This is a genomic window from Citroniella saccharovorans (assembly GCF_035481615.1).
GTDB classification, from domain to species: domain Bacteria; phylum Bacillota; class Clostridia; order Tissierellales; family Peptoniphilaceae; genus Citroniella; species Citroniella saccharovorans.
On the sequence record NZ_JAYKOT010000003.1, the window covers coordinates 1,407,842 to 1,430,637 of the forward strand.

The 22,796-nt window shown below is 33.0% G+C and carries 7 protein-coding genes; all 7 read right to left on the bottom strand.

Going from position 1 to position 22,796, the window contains the following annotated elements; translation table 11 throughout:
* Positions 1–110 precede the first annotated feature (110 nt).
* A complete protein-coding gene (locus tag VLK81_RS09500; RefSeq protein ID WP_324620424.1) occupies positions 111–1,898 on the bottom strand; it encodes an ABC transporter ATP-binding protein in 1,788 nt (595 codons plus the stop codon).
* A complete protein-coding gene (locus tag VLK81_RS09505; protein ID WP_324620426.1) occupies positions 1,885–2,748 on the bottom strand; it encodes an ABC transporter ATP-binding protein in 864 nt (287 codons plus the stop codon). The genes VLK81_RS09500 and VLK81_RS09505 overlap by 14 nt, the downstream gene beginning before the upstream one ends.
* Positions 2,726–3,616 carry an ABC transporter permease gene (locus VLK81_RS09510; RefSeq protein ID WP_324620428.1) on the bottom strand — a complete coding sequence of 297 codons (891 nt, stop codon included), beginning with the start codon at positions 3,614–3,616 and terminating at the stop codon, positions 2,726–2,728. The genes VLK81_RS09505 and VLK81_RS09510 overlap by 23 nt, the downstream gene beginning before the upstream one ends.
* Positions 3,617–4,086: 470 nt before the next feature.
* The gene (locus VLK81_RS09515; RefSeq protein WP_324620429.1) at positions 4,087–5,346 is read right to left on the bottom strand and encodes an MSCRAMM family protein; all 1,260 of its coding nucleotides are present in this window, start codon (positions 5,344–5,346) and stop codon (positions 4,087–4,089) included.
* 31 nt (positions 5,347–5,377) lie between these two features.
* Positions 5,378–8,428, bottom strand: coding sequence for a pilin N-terminal domain-containing protein (locus VLK81_RS09520; protein WP_324620431.1), 3,051 nt, complete (start codon positions 8,426–8,428; stop codon positions 5,378–5,380).
* Between the two features lie 838 nt (positions 8,429–9,266).
* Positions 9,267–10,811 carry a SpaA isopeptide-forming pilin-related protein gene (locus VLK81_RS09525; RefSeq protein WP_324620432.1) on the bottom strand — a complete coding sequence of 515 codons (1,545 nt, stop codon included), beginning with the start codon at positions 10,809–10,811 and terminating at the stop codon, positions 9,267–9,269.
* The gene (locus VLK81_RS09530; protein WP_324620433.1) at positions 10,774–22,368 is read right to left on the bottom strand and encodes a SpaA isopeptide-forming pilin-related protein; all 11,595 of its coding nucleotides are present in this window, start codon (positions 22,366–22,368) and stop codon (positions 10,774–10,776) included. Before VLK81_RS09530 ends, VLK81_RS09525 begins: the two co-directional genes overlap by 38 nt.
* Between the last annotated feature and the right edge of the window lie 428 nt (positions 22,369–22,796).

Below are 22,796 nucleotides of genomic sequence, written 5' to 3' on the forward strand. Positions count from 1 at the left end.
GTATAACAAATAAAAAAATCTTCTTAAAAATTAATTTTTTCTTTATATTCTCATAAAAATACCAGCTTAGAATAGAAGACCCTCCAAGATGGCATTTGAAAAAATATTTACTAAAACTGACTTGTGTAAAGCTCCTTGTAGTAGCCTCCTCTTTCAAGAAGCTCAAAGTGCTTACCCTTTTCAATAATTTTTCCGTCTTTTAAAACAACTATCTGGTCTGCATTTATAATAGTAGAAAGCCTGTGAGCGATTATAATACTAGTTCTTCCCTCAACCAGTTTTTCCATAGCCTTTTGAATACTTCTTTCAGTTTTAGTGTCGATTGATGAAGTCGCTTCATCTAAAATAAGAATCTTTGGAGAAAGAGCCAAGGCCCTTGCAATAGTTATTAACTGCTTTTGGCCCTCAGATATTCCCTCTCCATCTTCCTCAAGTTTAAAATTATAATCCCCATTAAGCTTCATAATAAAATCATCCGCATAGGCATTTTGAGCATATTTCTTTATCTCAGCATCTGTTAAACTCTCCCTACCATAAGAAATATTATCTCCAATTGTGCCCTTAAAAAGCCAAGTGTCTTGAAGAACCATAGAAATAAAAGTCCTAAGATCCCTATCTGAAATATCTTTAATATCCACCCCATCAATTAATATACTTCCCTTATCCGGCTCGTAAAATCTCATCAGAAGATTTACTAGAGTAGTCTTACCAGAGCCAGTCTCTCCAACCAGGGCTGTTGTAGAACCTTCCTTGATATCCAAGCTAAAATCATCAATAATAATATCCTTTTTATTATATGAAAAAGTTACATTTTTAAATTCTACACTTGGTCTTAAATTATTAATATCTACCTTAGATAATTCATAGGCTCTCTTCTCTTCAGCATCCAATACCTTAAAAATCCTCTCCGATGCGGCAATTCCAGATTGAAGGACATTTAAAATCTCTGTCACCATCTGAACCGGCCTAGTAAATCTTCTAGCATATTGAACGAAGGACTGAAAATTACCAATATTTAAACTTCCCTTGAGGATCATATATGAACCGCCAATAGAAACCCCGACCATACCAGCATTATTAATAAACATAGATATAGGCATTATAATTCCCGATAAAAAGTCAGACTTTTTAGAAGATTCCTTCAGTCTTTCATTTTTTTCTAGAAAAGCATTTAAGGCACTCTCTTCAAAGTTGTAAGCCTTAACTAGCTTATTTGCAGAAATCATCTCTTCAATATGGCTATTTAAATTCCCCAAATCCTTATATTGAATAGAAAAAAGCTCCTGCGACTTTTTAAGAATCCTAACGGAAAAAAGTGCCGTTAGAGGAATTACAAAAATAGTTATCAGAGTTAGGATGGGGCTAATTGAAAGCATAATTATAGTTATCCCAACTATTACAACAAGAGAGTTAAATATTTGGTTTAAAACTTGGTTTAGGGAGTCGGCAAGTGTTTGAATATCACTTGTCATCCTAGACATCAAGTCGCCAACAGGATTTTTATCAAAAAAAGATATAGGTAGGCTTTTTAACTTCTTTGAAAGGTCTTCCCTCATAGTGTAAATTATAGAAACTTTTACCTTGTTACTAATTTTAAGCCTTAGCATCTCTGCAAAATAAGATATAAGAAAAATAATAATAAGTTTGTAGATAAAATTCATAAATTTACCTAAAAGAAAATTACCCTCACTCAAACTATCAATAACATAATTTGTAGTATTACCCATGATAAGTGGTCCTAAAATGTCGAAAATAGTACCTACAATCCCAAAAATTACAGTCAAGAAGATCAAAAATACATGTGGTTTCAAATATTTAGAGAGTCTTTTTAGGGTCTTTAGGGTGCTTTTATCTAATTTTCTTTGGTCATTTGGATCTATTTTTCTATTGTGCCCCATATATATCCCCTCCTGAAAAATCCTGCGACTCTAAAATTTCCCTATATTCTTCTTCATTTTCCTTCAAATATTCGTGACTACCTATACCTAAAAGCTCTCCATTTTTAAGTAGAAGAATCTTATCAAACTCAAAAATAGCCCTAGCCCTTTGACTTATAAGAATCATTAGCTTATCTGCAGCCTTATTTAAAAGTTCTTCACGAAGCTTTCTTTCAGTTTTAAAATCAAGCGCAGAAAAAGAATCATCTATTAAAAATAAGCTTGCGTCCTTGTAAACTGCCCTTGCAATAGAAATCCTCTGCTTTTGTCCGCCGGAGAAGTTCCTCCCCCTTTGAACAACCTCTGACCCTATTCCCAGTTCCTTTTCAAAGACAAAATCAGCCTGAGAAATATTAAGAGCATCAATAAGAGCATTATCCGAAAAGCTAGTATCACTACTCATAATAACATTCGACTTAACAGTTCCCTCAATCAGCCTAGGCTTTTGCTCAATATAAGAAATACTATCCCTTAAAGATTTTAAACTGTAGTCCTTTATATCCCTACCATTTATTAAAATCTGCCCTTTATCTACATCATAAAATCTAACCAAAAGACTAGCAAGGGTAGTTTTCCCAGATCCAGTAGACCCAATAATTCCAAGTTTTTCCCCCTTATTTAAGACAAAACTTACATTTTTTAAAGAGTAACTTTGAGAATTTGGATACTTAAATGAAACATCCTTAAACTCTAGCTTTTCAATCTCATCTAGGATAAGATCTCCACCTACAGTCTTCTCCTCATCTATATCTAAAATTTCATTAATCCTATCAAGCGAAGCCTGAGCTCTAGGAATTTGGGCAATAATCATAGAAATAAAAGAGAAAAGAAAGCATAATATTGTTGGCATATTGAATAAAACCTATAAGGTCTCCAACCTGCATATTATTTCCTAAGATTAGATTTGACCCATAGTAGATTATACCAACTAGGGTCATATTCATTACAAAACCCACAAAAGGAGCAAATATAGCTGCATAATCTCCAGTCTTTTTAAAAACATCCGAATAATTTTTATTGAACTTTGAAAAATTTTCCTCCTCAAACTCTTCCTTGTTAAAAGCCCTTATAACCCTAATCCCACTTAGCCATGCCCTAAAGTGTTCACTTAACTCATCGAGGCTTGTTCTGGATTTTTTAGATAGGGGAATTACCTTTTTAGTAAATAAAAAAATACCAACTAGAGTTATAGGTAGGGATACAAAAAACACTGAAGATAGTTTTAGATTGGTGGAAAGAGCCATTATAATTCCCCCAATAAACATAAGAGGCGCCCTAAGCATCATCCTAAGACCAATCCTAGTAAGTTCCTGAACCCCTCTTACATCGTCAGTGGTTCTGACAATTAAAGAAGAAGCCCCAAACTTATCATAAGTTTTTATGGGAAAATCCTGAATAGACCTAAACATATCCTCCCTAATATCACTTGCAAAAGAAGCAGCAACATGAGTTGAATAGTAAATTGATATAATCATAAAAACCGATGATAAAACAGAAATAAGTAGCATTAAAGCCCCTTTTTTTAAAATATAATTTGTATCAGTATTTGCTACACCTATATTTATAATATTTACAGTAATTCTTGGAATGAGTAAAACCCCAATAACATTTACAAAAAGAGATAATACAACAATTACAATCTCCTTAATATATTTTTTTAATCCTCTAAACAATTTCATACCATCACCTATAATCCTTCTCTTATATATATTCCCATAACTTGCCTATTATAACACAAAATGAATACAAAAAAGGAATTAAAAAATAGCCTTTACTATAATTTTTATAAGCTTTAGTCTTTTTTAGCATGCTTGTCTACTAGCTAATAATTATAAAACTTTATAAGCTTAACTTAAAGACCTACCTTCCCAAAGCAAATTAATGGCATTAAAAAAATTAAAATAACAATATTAGAATAATATATAATATCTCCTAACTTTCTATATACTCTACTATTAAAGGCAATATATAATAAATTCTAAAATAAAATTAAAAAATTTATCTTTTTTACTTATCTCTTTCTTTTTAAATTCCATTTTTTACTTAAATCTTTTTAAGCTCAAAATATTTTTAATGAGGCAAGAAAACTTTTCCCTCCCCTTTCTTCCAATTAAAAAAACGCCTGAATACTCAGACGTTTTAATAATTTCTAAACAATTTCTTTTTTATCTCTCACTAAACTTATTCCCATTGCAATTAGGATAAGACCGCTTATGCACATAGCTATAAAAGCTACATCACCAGTTTTTGGAATTTCTGGTGGCCTCTTAGGAGGTTTTTCAGGTGGGTTTTCCGGTGGATTGTCTGGAGGTGGTGGAGGTGGTAGTTCGTCATTTTTTATAAATAAAATTTTAGTACTACTTTCTTCACCAACAGTGAATTTTATAGGATCTTTAAGTTTCTTATATCCCTTTGGAGCTTCAATCTCCCAAAGATAATAATCTCCAAACTCAAGGCCTTCCACACTAAACTTTCCATCTTCGCCAGAAGTAAGGATAATATCCTCTCCATTTTTTTGAACTCTCACATAAGAGCCGTCAACAAGTTTTGTTACGACAAACTTAGCTCCCTTTAGAGGATCACTATTTTTAGAAGATACCTTTATAAAGTTAAATCCCCCGTCTTTCTTGTTGATAACAGTTATTGTAGTTTCCTTGCCGGCCCTAATTACTATAGTAAACTCCCTTTTCTCTGCCCTATATCCCTTCAAAGGTTTTACTTCCTTGAATACATAAACTCCAGGCTCTAAGCCTTCAACCCTTATATATCCATCCTTGTCAGTATATAGAACCTTAAAAGTTCCATTCTTGTCGTAGCGAGTCCCACTTTCATTTGTAGGAACCCCTAGAAGCTCACCAGTAGTATTTAGAGGGTGGTCTGTTGAAAAGTAAAGTTCAAAACCAACGCCAGCTAAGGCTCTACCCTTTTCGTCAACTTTTTTAAGTTTTCCAGTTCCTGGGTTTTCTTCAAGCTCTAGCTTGGAGGAAATAGGATTTTTGGTATTATCTGGAACCTTGAAGGAAAGGAAGGCCTTGTAGGTGCTATCAGCCTTTAAAACATCAAGACCTACATAGCATCCTTCCTCTAGATTTGTCCTTATTACATAGCCTCCACTAGAATTTCCTTTTAATTGAATAGGTTCTCTTTTAAAAAATTCCTTAAGCTCAGAAAGCTCCATCCCCCTAAGTTTTTCTATAAACTTTTCAGGACTTTCAGCCTCCATTAGTTCATTATCCACCTTCCAAAGGTAGATATCCCTTGAGACAATACCTGTCTTTACATTGCTAGTTTCAAAAACAACCGGATAGCTAGCTGCCTTTGCATAAGCCCCTAAACTAAAAGTGAGTGCAAAAAAGAGGATGCTTAAAAGAATGGGGCAAATCTTATTAAATTTTTTTATTCTTTTCATAGAATCCTCCTTTGAAAATTGCCTATTAAAATTAGAATTCTTCTCTTCTATTTCTTCTCATTAGTACAAGAGCACCACCCATAATTAATAGACCTGCTACTGTAAATATAACAGTACCAATTCCACCAGTTTCTGGGATTTTAACGATTTTATTTCTTACTCTTAATCCGTAGCCTTCTTTAAGTGCTTTTGCATTAGCTTTCTTTTGTTCTTCAGTAAGTTCTGTTCCTGCTTCAGCTTCAATGTCTAAAGTGTATCTTAATTCTTTTTCAGCATCTCCCTTATATGTGTCTTTTCCAATTGTAAATGGAACTGGATCAATCTTAGCATATCCCTTAGGAGCTTCAATTTCCACTAATTCATAGTCGCCATAAGCTAGACCTGTAATTTCAAATCTACCTTGATCATCTGAAGTTAGAACTAAAGCTCCTTTTTCTACAGCTTCTTTTTCGTCTTTTGCTTCAATCCAGTCGTAGTTTTGTCTAGCTGCTTTAAATGCATCATCTCTAGTTGTTCTTAAAGTTTCTAATTCAGCTTCTACTGCTGCTCTATCATTATATGGTTGATCATTAATAGTTACTGGATATTGTACTCCTTTTCCTTCAGCCTTAGCTTCTTCAACGATTTTATTGAAAGCTGCTATAAAGTCATTGTAAGCATTTTCTGCATCTGTATATTTCTTATATTCTTCGTTTATTTCATCTGCTGGTTTAAGAGTTAGATACTTAGTTACATTATTTTCTTTTTTAGTTACTAAGAATTTAGCTCCAGCTAATCTTTCTAAATCTTGTCCTTCTTTGTCATTAGTCTTAACAAATTTTCTACCACCAGTTATAACCTTTGGTTCAGATGGGTTAAGTGGTTCAGGGTTATTTGTCTTAGTATTTGTTACGGTAACTGATCCATCTTTATATTGTTGATTATCACCTTTACCTGGTGTCTTTTCATATTTTGCTGCATAACCGATGAATTTTTCTTCTGCCTTGTATTGACGATTCTTATCTAGATATTTCCAAGTGAAAGTAATATCGTCAGTCTTTGTAACTTTTTCTTTAGTTACTGGGTTTTGGAATCCTTGACCTTCTTTGCTTCCGCCTTCTGCATAATCGCCAGTACCATCTCTGTAAGCTTCAAATTCTTTTACAGCATCTTCATATTCTTCATCAGTGTTAAAGTTATCTCTTGATGGAGCAACTAAGTCTTTTTTAGTTACTTCTTTACCAGTTTGTGCATCTTTAAGAGTAAATGTTACATCAATTCCATCTTCTGGAAGTTCAGTACCATCTGCCCATTTCTTAATTACTTCATAATTTCCATCATCATTTGGTTTAACTGGAACAGGAGTATTTCCCTTGTTCTTATCGTTACCATAGTTGAAAGTAATATCATTTGATTCTGGAATGTCTGTTACAGTTGTGTTATTAATTTCTGCACTATAAGTTAAAGTAATTTTTGCTTCTTCTTCTTTTCCATTGATAGCTTTAAGTCCAGCTTCTGTAAGTTCAAGAGTAAATCCGTCTTGAGTTTCAGATAAAGTGTACCAAGCAGTATCCATTACTTCGTCATTGTATTTTATAACAATAGATTTACCTTCGTACTTAGTTCCAGCTTTATCCATGTCTTTTGTAACGAATGTTAGACCGTGAGTCATTTTATCGTCCCAGAATGCTGTTCCCCATTTAGTTTTAGCTGGGATTTCAGTTTCTACTTTATATTCAACAATATCGCCAATTTTATGATCTACAGTTTGTTTTTCTCTAGTTGGGTTTGAAAGATCAATTCCCCATTTTGCGATTAATGCTTTATCTGCATCTGTATAAGCTTTTTGTGCTACTTCATATTCTGTTGAATCTTTTGAATAAATTTTTTCTGCTTTATCAAAAGCTATTTTGTGAGCTACTGCTGCATCAAGTGCTTCAGCTTCTTTTGTAGTCATAAATTTCTTAGCTTCATCTAGAGAGAAGTTCTTATCAAGTCTTGGTGCGTTGTCAGTGTTCTTTGGATAAACGTGAGCATCTACTACAACGCCTTCTTCGTTAACTAATGGAAGTGTAATCTTAACTGGAACTGCCTTTGAGTCAGTTAAAACTTTTCCACCATTATTGTATGTTGATTTTTCAACAATTTCATCAATTTCAAATTTACCATCTAGATAGCATATAGCATTTAGTTTTGCTCTTGATTCAGGATCATTTGCATCATAATTTGGATTAGCTATTGCATTTATTTTATTTTCTCTAGTATAGAATTTAATTTCACCATTTGCATCTGTTAATCCACTAACTGCTTCATCAATTTTATCAGTAGCTTGTGGAACTGCTACTACTTTACCATCAACAACTGACAAGTCATATGCTGGCTTATCATGAATAATTTCACCTAGTTCAGTTTTAGCCTTAACATATTTTCCAGCTTTTGTTTTATCAGGATAATCAGCAGCAAATTTTAGTGCAAAGAATACTCCTTCTGCACCCTTAGCTGAAGTACCAAAATATTTTTGAATATCTTCTATTTTATTTCCATTGTATTTTTCGCCATTAAGACCAGTCCATCCTGGGAATACACCTTCGGATAAGTTGTCTTTATTCATTAATATCTTGTGTAATGTTAATGTTTCTGTAGCTTTAGCATTACTTGCAGGTGCTTTAGTAGCTTTTTCAAATACTGCTGTGTAAGTTGTTTCATCAGCACCTAATTTTGTATTCATTTCAACAGATTTGTCCCATTTAACAAATCTATATCCTTCAATAGGAGTAACTTCTGGAACTTCTACTTTGTTTTCTTTAAGTGTTTTATAAGCAGATAAACCTTCATAAGTAACAGTTGATTTATCATCAGCTACTGTAGCAGCTGTGCTTTTAACACTTAGTGTTCCTGGATAAACTTCTTTCTGAGTTTCGTTTTCGCCTTCTTTTACTGTGATTGTAACTTTTTCGCCAACTTTGAATATTACCTTAGCACCTGTATCTTCTGAAGGGTTTAAAGGTGTAGGACTAGTTGCATACGCGCCAACAGGAGCTAATGCTCCGAATATCATCACTAATGCTAAGAATAGTGATAAAGCTTTTTTCATCTTTTGCATGATTTTCTCTCCTTAAAAAATATTTTGTTACTATTTTTATCTAAAACTAAGATTACTTAGTTTTGACCATATTTAAGGGCCCTGCCCTTCTTCCCTAGGACTTAATTTCAAAATCCTAAGAAACTTTTAAGAATCTAGCATACTCGGTGTTCCCACCACACTAGTTTTCTTTTTTCTAGCTTTTGGAGCTTTATCTTCTCCCCGCTAGCTTTTTCTTTTTCTAGCTTTTGGAGTTTCCATCTTCTCCCCGCTAGCTTTTTTCTCTAGCTTTTAAAAGAATTTTAAGTGTCTTTAACTTTTCTTTTAAGTTCTTTTAAAGGCTTTAAGTTTTTCTAAAGATTTTTTTCTTTAGTTTCTCTAACTAGCTTACCTTTGGTTTTTCCCAAATTTCCGCTAGCTTTTTTCCTCTAGCTTCTCGAAGTTTTTATCTTCTTCCCGCTAGCTTTTTTCCTCTAGCTTCTCGGAGTTTTATCTTCTCCCCGCTAGTTTTTTTCTCTAGCTTTTGGAGTTTTATCTTCTCCCCGCTAGTTTTCTTTTCTTCTAGCTTTTGGAGTTTTTACCTTCTCCCCGCTAGCTTTTTTTTCTTCTAGCTTTTAAAAGATCTTTAAGTGTCTTTAGCTTTTCTTTTAAGTTCTTTTAAAGGCTTTAAGTTTTTCTAAAGATTTTTATTCTTTGCCTAGATTCTAGCTGGAAGGATTTTCCCTCCAGCTAGTGAAGGCTTTTAATTTAAATCTTTAAATTTCCTTTAAATTTTTTTCAGTAAATCTACTTTGATGGCTCTCGCCGCAGCTCAATCATCCAGTTGGCCCCCTCGGCCCAAATTTATAAAGTGATATTTCTATTTCCATCTTATCACCTTCTTTTTCCTAGAGTAGCCAATAGCAGCTACCACCATCGCAGCAATACCAACCATAGTAAATAACCTAGTACCATTACCACCAGTCCAAGGATATTCTGCCTTGCGGTTTTCGATTTGGATTGGATCCGTGCCGTTATAGTCTACATATACCTTATCTTCTTTAACAATCTTGTCATAGTCGAGTGTATATGTTAATTCACTATATTTCCATAAATCTGAATTTACGTCCATTTTTATATCTATAGGACTTGTTGCACTGTCTTCTAGTTTTCCTGTAAATTCTACAACTAGAGATTTTTTTGTAAAGATTTCGCTTCTAGTTGGTGATGGTTTTGTATAATTATTTTCTCCATACATTCTTGCAACTGCATACCAAAGTTTACTTGAACTATCTCTTGGGGCGAAGTCTTTAAAGTCTTCTTCTTTTAAGTCACTTATAGACTTACCTTCGTCAAGAACAGCGTATCTTATCTTTTTACCTGCTGTATTTACAGTCCACTTGTCTTCATATAATCTAAGCTGAGTATCTCCTCCATCAAAATGCCATTTCTTTTGATTTGGATTTAAGATAATTCTTTGTTTGAATGTTTTATCTTTTTCATTGATTTCAATTGTTTGGCTTGAGATTATATTGCTATCTGTTTGAACAGTGCCTTGCTTAGTTGAATCTTGTAAGATTTGAACCCTTCCATTTTCTAATCTAAATTCTTTAATATATTTATCTTTAGTAAGTTTAGAATATCCATCTGGAGCCTTGGTTTCTTTTAGCGCATAATATCCACTCTTAGATACTTCTAATCTGATTTTACCATTTTCGTCAGAAGTTGCTGTGACTTTTTTGCCGCCTACAGTGTAGTTTTGATAGTCGCCGTCAATTTTTTCTTTGTAAAATACTTCAAATTGAGCATTCTTTAAAGCTTCTCCAGTATCTGCGTCAACTTTTACAAATTCAACAGGTTTGTTATTTACAATTTCTATTGGAATAGCTGTGTTTATTTCCTCTATTTTTTCTTTTCCATTTTCAATATACTTCTTAACGATTTTACCAGATTGTAATACTGTAAATTCTTCTACTGGTCCTTCAAGCTTAACGTATCCCTCTGGTGCCGATTTTTCTTCTACCTTGTAGTCTCCAGGTTCAAGTTTGCTAAAGTCAAATAGTCCATCTGCTTGAGTAGTTTTTGTTTGGTTTGCTGATTGTGGCCAGTTACCATTTAAGTCTTTCTTAAATAAACCAAACTCAGCACCTGCAAGTGCTTCGCCTTTTTCGTCTAGCTTCTTAAATGATATTTTGTTTATAGGGTTTACTGCTGTTAGAGAAATTTCAGCACTCGCCTTAGCTTCGTTTTGACTAAATCTAGCCACATCATATCTACCTGTTGTTACAATATAAATCGGATTTCCGTTACTATAATAACGACCTGTAAATGAATGAGTTTGTCCTGCGGTTTCTAGCTCTTGAATTTCTTCAATTGGAATCTTACCTTTAACCTGTACAATATATGATTTTTTCCCCACCATCATTCATAGGAATGGATATTCGGCTTAAATTTGTATAGTAATTATCATATGTTACTTCTAAGTTAGGATCATTTTCATCTATAGAAAATGACTCCGGCATACTATTTATTCTACTATTTTTAGAATTGTCCCTTAGTCTCCAAATCTTAATCTTTGCATAATCTATGGTTTTATTATTTGACACATCTTTGTAATAAGGTTTGTAGAAGAAATTCCAATTTGGATAACCCCTCACACCGTATCTATTTATATAATAGTATTGAGTAAATTCTCCCGTATCTGGATCTAGCTCGAAAATTTTTCCAGAAAGATTGTGCTTATAATAATGAAAATTATCATAATAATCATAATATCCGTAGCCACCTTGTTCAGGTGGATTTGAAGTTTCATGATCAATATCATATTTGATATTATAATTCTTAGTCTTCATTTCTTGGGCCATTAAATTTAGGCCTAAGCCTACTGGTTCATTATTCAATGAGCTCTTAATCTTATCTAGATTTACCCAAGCTGAAAGCGCTGTTGTAAATTCATCTAAAGTAAATATACTTGCAAATTTTGTAAAGACATATTTAATAACACCATTTTCTTTATCGTAACTTGCCTTGGCTATAGTACCTACTCCATCTGCAAATATATCAAGATTCATTAGAGATCTATTTTTGAAAATACCTTCTAAGTCTATTGAGTCGGTAAGTTTTACTTCAAAATAATCTCCCGGCTGAATATTTGCACCTGCTTTAACCTTAAATTCATTTTTGATACTAAAGTTTTGCGCTCTATGAGGGTAGATTGCACTCTCTTCGTTTGGTTCTGTGTCATCATCAGATAAGGTCTTTTGTACAGATATCGTAGAATTAACTAAATCTATCTTATCTGTGATATTCCTAGTTGGAGTTGGCTTTTCGTCAGCATATGGGTCAAGGCCCTTACCGCCTATAGTGAATTCCCAAACATAGTCTTTATTTACATGACCTGGATGTGGTTCAATTTCTTCTAGTCTGTAGTGACCAATGTTTAGATCGTTAAAGACAATTTTACCATTTTCGTCAACCATCTTTATATATTCATTGTCTGTAGCTGGAGTACCATCTGGATTTGTTTTATTCTTAATATCTAGTCTGGTTAATTTGAATTTGGCACCTTTTTCCAAACCATCAGCTATATCAGTAATTTTACCAAGTTCTTTTCCAGCTTCATCAACTTTTGTTAGAGAAACTTTACCTTTTCCAGGTAATTCATTTATAACCTTACCAAGGTTCTTAGCTGTTGCTGCAGTTACATAGTCTATTAGGTTTCCAGTATAACCTTCAGCGTTATATAGACTGCCTTGTTTATCATTGATTTCAATATAACCATTACCTGCTGGTATGATTTTTACTGTATGACCAGTTTTATCCTTTACTTCCAAATCTTCTTTACTTGTTTTAATAGTAAAGTCTACTATAGGTCCTTCTATAGGCTTGTATCCTTTTGGAGCTTTTACTTCTATAAGTCTATAACGACCTTCTTTTAGTCCTCTAAAACCAAAGTATCCGTTAAAGGCTGAAGATACGATTTTTTCTGACAAATCTTTCCAGCCGAATACGCCTTGGTATTCTTGGAGCATAAAGATAGCTCCTTCAAGTCTTCTTTTAGCTACTTCGGTTCCTCCAATAGCCCATTCATCTTTATCTTTACCATTTTTTGAAAAAGTAATGTTGTAGTCAACAGTTTCGTTGTTTACTCTTAGTGTTTCATCGTAAAGAAGATCCATGTTTTTTGATTCATATAATGAATTTATATTGGCTGAAGTTGTTACGCTTAGAAGTTTATTTACGCCTTTTCCAATAGGTGTATGGATTCTACCATTATTTTTACCTAAAGCATCTGGATATTTTTGACCTGGTTTAGGATCCATATCTGTTATTCCATTATTAATATTACCATTTTGGTAAGAGGCTCCATCATAGGATTTCCAAGTTCCATCAGCTTGCTTTTCTTGGAATTCTCTTGCGCCCTCATAGAAGTCTATATTGATGTCTATACTTTCTAGTTTCTTTATAGCATCTTCTCTATTTTCTGGTTTTCTATCGAAATAGCCTTCGATGTCTATAAAGTAAACACCTTTATCAAGGTTCAAAATATCTTCATCAAATCCCCAGTCAAATGGTCTCCACCTAGCTGTGTTAACCATAGTAACACCAGGATTAGATAAGCTGTACTTTTTCAGTACAGTGTCTGGATCTAAGTTTGCATCTGGGTTTTCTATCTTGTAGGTTGTTCTATAAGCTGTCTTTACACCACCTACTATTGTAACTGGAGGATCTGCATTTACAAAGTCCTTTTCTTCTCTCTTATGTTTAGGAAGAATTTGAACATTGATTTTTTCATTTCCAGTATATCCTCTAGTGTCAATATAGATCCTTTCTACATAAGTTCCTAGGGTAGTATCTATATTTGTAATCTTAGATGAATATTTAATCTGGTCAGTTGATCCAAGGTTATTTCCAGCTTTTGATGAATCTGATGCTATATAGTCAGCTGGTACTTTTTCTGGTCCACTCGCTTTTACAATAAGCTTACCATTTTCTTCTGTAACCTCTAAGTTCCATGGTGCTGGAATTTTTTTGTAACCAAGTGGAGCTTCAGTTTCTTTTAGTTGATAGTAGCCTTTTTCTAGCTTAACAGGTTTTCCATCTCTTAAAAATTCTACTTTACCATCTTTATCTGACACAGCTTCTATTTTTTCAAAAGTTTCATCAACTGTATCATATTTATCATTTGTCATCTTAGTTAGTTCAAATTTTGCTCCTGGAAGATATTGTCCATAAGTTACTTGTTTGATAACTTTAAACTCGATACCAACTTGTTTGTTTGTGATTTGTGCAAAGCTGTTAGAAGGGATTTCTACTTCACCCTGGTTAGGTCCAACTGCTTTAAATGTTGCAGAAACTGTAACATTAGATGCTGGCATTGTGAATGAGTAAGTTCCATCAGCACCTGCTGATAGAGCCTTACCATTCATTGTTACACTTTCGATTTCATAACCTTCTTTTGGTGTAACAGTCAAGTTGATTGGTGTTCCTTCTGTTGCAGATGTTGGACTTGCAGTAATTGTTCCACCTTCTTGTGGGTTTTGGACAGATACTGTAAATGTTTCTGGAGCTTTGTCTTTCCAAAGAGCAGTTACTGTTGTATCTGCATTAACTTGTATTGACGCTCCTGGCTGATATTCTACTCCATTTACTAACCAAGCTTTAAATTCTTTTCCATTAGGTTCGGTAAAACCATTAGTTGGCAATCTATAGTTTGAACCAACATTTACTTTTTCGTCTGGCATTGTACCAGAACCTTCCCCAGGTTTAAATGAAACGGTTACTTGATCTGGAGCTTTATCTTTCCATTGAGCTATAAGAATTAAATCACTAGTTACAGTTATTTTATCTCCAGCATATTTCTTTTGTCCATCCACTAGCCATCCATCGAATACTTTTCCATCTGGAGCTATAAATGAAGATCCTGGTATATTGTAAATAGTACCATCTTCAACCGTTACTGGATTCATTTGCCATTGTCCACCGTTGCCATCGAACTTGATTGTGTGGTAAACAGTTGTCTTTACTACTGGTACTCCAGCTTCGTTTGGATAGGATTTTTCTAACCAACATTTATTGCCGTGTTGTGCTGTCATATTAAAGTTATAATTTGATCCCAAACCAATTGGTTGGTTTTCATTATAAGACATTTCGATTTCTACAAGAATAGTACCAGAATAAGTGGCAGGTAAACTTCTTGTTTTAATCTTAGTAACTTTTCGTCCATCTGCTGTATCTTCCTGTACATTGTCGAATTTAATCTTTGAAGAAATATCTTTTTTATTAGCTATCTTATCTATATCTGAGCTTTCATTAATATTTGAAAGACTACTTATAGGTACTTGAAATACCCTTGTCTTGACATCACTAGTACTTATATTGTAGTTATCATAAGCTACGTGGAATTTCAATTCACGAGATTTCCTATTTAGTCCTTCTCCTTCATTAAAAATAAATACTTGCTTATATTTATTATTAGCCTTGTCTATTTCAATAATCTTTGTTTCAATTAATTGACCATAATCGTAACTTTGATCCTCTCTCTTTGTAGGCTGAGTTGAACTTGCATTGTCAACTATCTCCCATCCATCTCCAGCTCTTTGTGCTTCTGAAACTATTTCTTCCCCAATTTCTAGGTCTAAGCTGTTAGACTTCTTTTCAAGTATTGAAGTTTGTCTAAATGAATTCATGATCTCTTTTATACTTGGAGTTTTATCTAATTCTTCTTTTCTCTCTTCTAAGCTTAGAAGTTGAAGAAGATTTGGAGAACTTATCATCAAGGATTGTTCCCTATTTGCAGACGCACTTCTATTTCCTGCTGGTACTGTAAATGTTGGACTATTAGGGTCAGCATTTGGATTAGCGTCCTTTATAAATACTTTTCCACTTGGATCTATCCTAACTTTCCATTTTGTATCTACTTTTTCATAACCTGGTGCTGGTTGAGTTTCTTCTAAAGTATAGGTTCCAGCTTCCAAGCCATCAAAGGTTATCATACCATCATTTCTAGTTACCATAGATTTTTCATCTTCAAGTGGCTCTGGTCCTATTAGTCTAAAGGTTGCTCCTTGGATAGCTTCATTAGTACCTTCTTTTACCTTTTTAAGTCTAAATCTGTAAGTTTTCTTATCGTTTGTAACTTCTAAGGAGTCTTTGCCTACATAGGATCCGATAATGCTTCCAGCCTCAGACTTAGTTGGCCCTTCTTCAATGATTTCGGTTACTTTATTATAATAGTCAGATTTCCAGTAGGTTGTACCATCTTCTCTCCAATCCATTACAGTACCTACTTCGCCGTTTTCATCCTTGTATGGAACTTTTACGTCTACTACTATAGGCTTATCTGTTACTGGCAACTCTAGTTTTAATCTTGATTCCCCATAATGTGATTTGTCTTTAGATTTTTTAACATCAGTTGTAATATCAGTTACATTATAATCTGCAAATCTTAAATCTGAAATTAATCCACTTACTGTACCGGAAGTATTTCCGCCTACTTTGGCTGCTAGGGTATATATTTTTATTTCTTCATCTTCATTGTACCAATCCATATTTGGTGAGTTTGGTGGTTCTCTATGAATTGTTGCCGCTGTTGTAGTGTCAATTTTTTTCGCTTCTGGATTTATAACATATCTTTGAATAACATATTTTTCAGTTTTATTTATGGCAATAATTCTTGTACCTAAGTGCACAGCATTTTTGCTCTTGCCTGTCCAACCTGTCCATCTGTTATCATTTTCTTTCCAGTTACTAGTATTTCTACCTTTAACGTCAACCCAGTTTGTTCCGTCAGCATATACTAGTTGACCATTTTGGTCTTGGCCTTGATCTTCAGATTTTAAATATTTGTAAACTTCTTTATTGCCCTTATTATCTACAACTAGTACCCATTTATTATTTGTCTTATTGTAACCAGCTGGTGCCTCAGTTTCTTCTATTATATAGGTTCCTTCTGTTAGTGTTCTTGAGAATTTTACAACCCCGTTAATATCAGAAGTTCCTGTAGCAAAAGTAGTTTGTTCACCTTGCTTTGTTATAGTAAACTTTGCTCCAGCAAGAGGTTTATCATTTGAGCCTTTTTTATAAACTATAAATTCTTCTCCTACTGGTCTATTGGTTACTTTTATTAGTATTTGTTTTCCATTATAGGATTCGCCAATTCCAGTTATGCTTTTTTCGGTAATTTTTACATTACCATCTGAATAGACAACAACTTTCCAAGTACTACTAGATTTTTCATATCCATTTGGAGCTTTGCTTTCTACAAGTGTATATGCTCCTGGAGAAAGTTCTGTAAAGCTTATTTCTCCATTTTCATCTGTAGATCTATTTATAACTTTCCCATCTTTAGAAGTTAGAGTAAAGATTGCTCCTTTTAAAGTCTTTGTTCTATCTGATTCGTCAAATTTCTTTATAGAGAAATTACCAGGTGTATAAGGAGAGTTTGGTAGTTTTATAACTTGCCTATATAATTCTGGAATTTCTGATCCGGACTGATTAGCTGCCGCTTCATTGTAATTTCCTTTTTGATAAGAAGCTGCTTGATTTATTCCATCTGAATAGTAGTAAAGTCTCCATAAAGATTTATATCTTTCAAAATCCTCAACCTTAAATTTTTGAACAATTACATAACCTTCTTTTTTTGCAGATATCATAGGCATACCTATTTCTAATGGGTGATTTTTATGACCATCTGCATTAATAGTTCCAGAGCTTTTGATTTTTGAAGGATCATAGGTAACATATATTTTGTCTTGTCTTCCTGAGAAATATTCCTCAGGATTTATATTACTTTTATTGTAAACTAGCTCGTAGATATCTGGTCTTAGTTCTGGACGAACACCAAAGGATAGTGGCATGTTACGTTCATTAGTTAGTCTGCCATTAATTCTTTCTGGCTCAACCTTGTATATTTTCATATCATCTAAGGTGTATGCGGGCTTACCTTGGGCTGGGTAGTAACTCATATCTGCAACTCTTTTATTTTGAATTGCTGAAATCCAGTCAATATTAAGAGTTCTAGCGGCTCTAGATCCTTTAGCTAGGGCATTGTAATAGATTATACCATTGAAATATTTTTCTCCATTTTCTTCGTAGATATCTGTGTAATAGTTAGAAAATGGTGGTGTGCCAGCATTGTCATAATACGAAGCATAGTCAGCTGTTACTTTATAAGTGTCCCTCTTATTAAAACCTTCAGGATCTACAGTTATATCAAAGGAATAGTCGCCACTTACTGTAGCATAATACTTGTCAGGAATTATACCATTGATCCTAAGAGATATATCTACAGTATCGCCTTCTAATTTGTCATTGAAAACATATGTCAAAAGATTTGTGTCATAGTTGAAATAAACATTTGCAAAGTTTGGAGCTGGTATTTCATAAACGTATTGCTTGAAATTTAGGTCAGGGTCAAATTGAATCTTCAATACTTTTCCTTTTGCAACATTTTCTGCGTGAATTTTAGCTGTGTATATTAGGGATTCAAACATATATGCTTCCCAAATACCTGGTCTACTTCCTATTGATCCAGAACCTGCGCCTTCAGAAATTACTAGGTTTTGTTCAACAGTAGTGACTCTAGGCTTTTCTGTTTGTTCGCTTATGTTTTCTGTTTCTATATAGTAGTCTACGTTTGGCTGAGGATTTCCAGAGCCATCTCTAAATTTAGCTTTATATGTTACAGTACCATCTTCTCCTACCGTTACGACAAATATTACATCTGAAGGCACGTAGTTTTCTGGTGCTTTTTGTTCTTCTATTATATATTCGCCTGGAGAAAGATTTCCAAAATCAGCCTCTCCGTTATTACCTGTAACTATTGTTTGTAAAACTTCATTATTAGAATTTTTTAATACAAAAGTTGCATTTGCAAGTGGTGTTTTTTGTACTCTGTCGTTGTTAACTTTTGTTATTTTGACAGGTTGTTTTGGAAGCTCGTCATTTTTAATTATTACTGCTACTTCGTCTTTAGTCTCTACACTGCTAAGTCCAATTGTTTTTTGTATCTTTGCATTGGCACTTGTATCCTTATCTGGATCAGTTAACCAGTCATATGAAACAACGCTACTATTAGATCCGTTAGCTGTAACTTTTACTAAAAATCCCCAATCTTCATTAAATCTATTTACAGGAAATTTAAGTTGATATCCGGTTTTGTTTGTAAAAGGATCAGGTACATTTTTATTTCCTGTAATATCATCCTTAACGCCTTGATTAACTTGGTTAGAGCCAAGATTATTTCCAACAGTATTATAAGATATATCTTGCTCAAACATTAGATTTCTTATAGCATCTCTTTGATTTGGATAGACGTTAAAAACTTCAACATTCTCTATACTACCACGGTCAATACAAAGGTTTAGTCTAGTATCTCTATTAGTAGATCCACCAGTGTAGTTAGATCTTGGTTTTAAATAGATATATGTTACTATGTTTCCATCTTTGTCAATCTTGCCATAGTGCATTGAGTTCATATAGTCTGGCCAGCTAGGTGCTTGGTCATGTTCTATAATTTCAGTTTTGATAGTACCACCATCAACAAAGATATCTTCGCCTTGTAGTGTAACCTTGCCATCATTTGCTACATCTACTGTAATATTGTTTGCTTTATTCTTGTAACCTACTGGTGCACTATTTTCTACTAAGGTGTATTTTCCTGGTTCTAAGTTAGAAAACTTTATTTCGCCATTAGGGTCTGTCTCAAGCTCTACTTTGTATTTTGGATTAACTAGAGTAAATTTAGCTCCAGCTAATTTTTTATTAGGATCTTTTGAATCTGTTTTGACAACTTTTAATGTTGCACTACCAGTTGGTAGATCCTCTCCAATATAATTTAGTATATAGTAAACTTTGTCATCAGATTTTTGGTAATTATAGCCTTCTATATAAGAATACTGCCCATCTTTAGGCAAATCCTGTACTAGTTTATGATGAATTCTTTCTTCTGTACCATCATTTTTTATATTGAAGTATTTTACATTATCTAAAGTTAGGTCTCTTTCAAAAACTTGATCAGTTCTACCTGGAATATCAAAAGTTTTTAAACTTTTTCCATTTTGGTCTTGTACTTCTATTTTTTGGTCTGGAATAGTAGCAGGTATAGAAGCACTCTTGTTCCATTTTTGATTTACTTTAATATCTTGGTATTTGGTGATATTTACCCCAGATAATGAGTAGCCTACTTCAGATTCTACTAAATTTGTTTTATATTCATATACTGCTATTCTACCTGGTAGTTGGACATCAGCTGGGTTTGTTCCTTTTTCAGGGATTTGACGGTTAAGATCTGTTACTGTTTGTTTAACTACCATCTTACCATCTGTGTCTAATCCATAAACCGCCATCTTTGCAGATGCTAGGGTTTGGTTCCCAGTTAATTCCCTAGTTGCTAGTGGAAATTTAACATCCTTATCTCCAGCAGAAACCTGATCTGTTATAGTCCATGTTGCAGAACTTTCACTTGAAAATTCTCCAAGTATTGTTGTTCTGTTATTCATGTCAACACGCTTAGATGTTTCTTCTTTTATAGTCTCTTCGTCAAAGCCTTTATCAAATATAAGTCTAACTGCACCAGATTTATTCTTTGCTTTTAAAATTACAGAAAGATCTATTACATATTTAGCTTGAGGAGTGTCTTCTACTGGTGTTCTAAAGTTAAATTTAACTTCTTTTGTGTTAAAAGAAAGCGTATGGTTTTTAGATTTTACTATTCCAAATTGTCCTTCTATTGGGTTATTGCTAAGATCTCCAACTTGGACAGGTTTTCCATTTAATAAAATACTTTCAAAGTCTTTTAAACCAGATCCTTTTACTAAAGTTGCATTGGATACTAATCCTAAGGCTAGCAAATCTTTAGTTCCAGAAAAACTTATTGACCAGTCTATTGCTTTTAATTTTCCATTTTCTACTACTGGTGTACCGAAAGCATCCATATAAACCTTATAGTCATCGCCTTGTTCTACGATTTCATATACGCCTTTTTTATCAGGTTCAACTATTTGATTTATTATATTGCCCTCGTTATCTACAACAGTTTCTGGTAGACTTACCGGTTTTACAACTCCAACTCCTGAAATTGAGTTTTTGATAGAGTGTTTACTAGCATTACCATCTAATTCTTTTACTTTTTGTACGTTGTAGTCAACGTCAACTCTTAGAGGTATACTTATACTATCTGAAATAGGTGTTGTTACCATGTATTTTATAGCATTTGTATTTGAATCATATGATGGTCTAGCAATCTCCTTGCCTTTATAATAAATTGACTTTAATGTAGATGTATCTTTAACTGTAAGTCTATCGTCAAGTTTTATAGTAAATGATTGACCTATAGCAATAGGACCTACTGCATTTGAAGTTTCAAAGCGAGTTATTATGGTGTATTTTTTACCATCTAAGTTAAGCTCACCATCAGCTCTTTGTGCTTCTGGACTTACTTCATCAGATATTTCGATTTCGTCTTCTGCTAGTTTTTTGATTGACTCCTCGTTATCTTCCATTAGTTTAAGTTCTTCAGCTTTTGTAAGATTATATTTTTCTGAAAGCTCTGTTACCATTCTTAGGATTTCATCAAAGGTAGTTTTTTCATTTTCTAGCTTTGATTTTATTTCTTCGTCTGCCTTATTTAATCCGCTTTGTTTAACAAGCTTTTTTAATCCTTTTAGAAGTGGATTATCTTCTTCTTTATCTTTTACTGCCTTTTCTTTTTCCGCTTCTGATTTTAGTTCTTTTATAAGCTTGTCGAACTTTTCTATTTTTTCTTCTTTTGTATATGCTTTTTTTGAATTTATTTTTATGTCTTTTGTATCTTTTGTATCTTCTTTAGGTGCATCTTCCTTCTTTGAATCTAGATTTTTGTCTTCTAGTTTTTTGCTATCGTCATTTTTTTCTTCAGAAGGTTTTGTTTCACCTGTAATTGTTTCAGTAGCATTTTCTTTCTTTTCTACTGTTTTTTCGTCTGAAATAGGTTTTCCAAGTTCTTCTACTACTTCTTTTACTATTTCTCTTTCTCTACTATCTTTCTCTCTTTGAAGCTGAGAGATTTCAGATATTATATAATCTTCGTTTTTTACCTCTTTAGAAGAAAGGGTAAAAATATATTTGTATCCAGTATCCAATTCGTCTAAGCTTAAGGAAGTAACTGTTTTGCCATCTTTGTGACCTTCTTCTAATACTTCTTTAAAAGCTTCTTCAGGCTTTGGATCTAAAGGAATTTCCAATCCCTCATCGTCTAATTCTGGTTTTTTGTTAATTGGTTGTTTTTCAACTTTTAATATATCTAAATCATCTATGTCTTTCTTTGTCTTGAAATTTATTTTTAGTCTTTCAAGGCCTTCTAATGAATTTACATAAATTTCTTTTATTAGTGGATTTTCCTTGTTAGTCTTTAGTGTAAGACCTTGGTTTTTAGTGCTTTCAAATTTTCCTTCTAAGTCATTTATAACTATTGGAATAGAAAATTCATCATATTGTTTATAATTTATCTTAAAGAATGTTTCAGTAGGATTAATATCTTTAGTTTTCTTTGCTTCATAAGCTTTATAGTCTAGTCTATACTTTTTTATAAGCCTTTCTATTTCTTTTATATTTGTAAATTCTGCTATTTCTGCTCCATTTACAAATTTAATATCTCCATTTTCGTCTTTTTCTACAAAAATGTATTTTTCAGCTTCAAATTCATTTTTAGAGTCTATAACTAAAGGTCCACGGAACAGCTCAAAACTATTCTTTTCTAACCTTTCTAAAGCCTCTTGTTCTAGTCTTGTAAGTTTAAGTTCACCTTGTAAAGTTTTTTCGTTTAGCTTTTCAGCACTTTCTTTAGTTTCTGAACTTTTTCTTTGGACTATGCCATTTGCGAGGGAGCTAGCTAAGCCATATCCGTATTTAATAGCGTATACTGGCTCTTGTAATGCTTGGAGGATAAATAGAACTCCAAGTGCTCCTGATAAAATTCTTCTAAATAAATTTTTCTTTCTCATAAATTTCCACCTACCTACTCAGTATTCTATAATCTATATTAATCTATCTATATAATTCACTATTTTTTAGTTATTGTTTTAAACTGTGAAATAAACTATTAAGAATGAATTTCAGGCTTTATTTAGTTTTGTGTAGTAAAGAATTAATCTTACTTTTTAAGTTGTTTTTTCATTTAAAAAATTTTATCTCTTATTTTCCTCCTATTTTCAGCTAGCTTTTATAAGTTTTTAAAAATAATAAGGCTAGTGAAGTTCTTAAATATAAATATAATTGGTATTTTTATAGGCATGTATCTTCTTAAAATTTTAGAGTATATCTATACATTTATCCTACCTTATTTAATTACTAATAGTATACTCCTTCTGTACACATTATACAACACATTTTTTAATATTTTTTGCAACTCAATATAATTTTTATATTATTT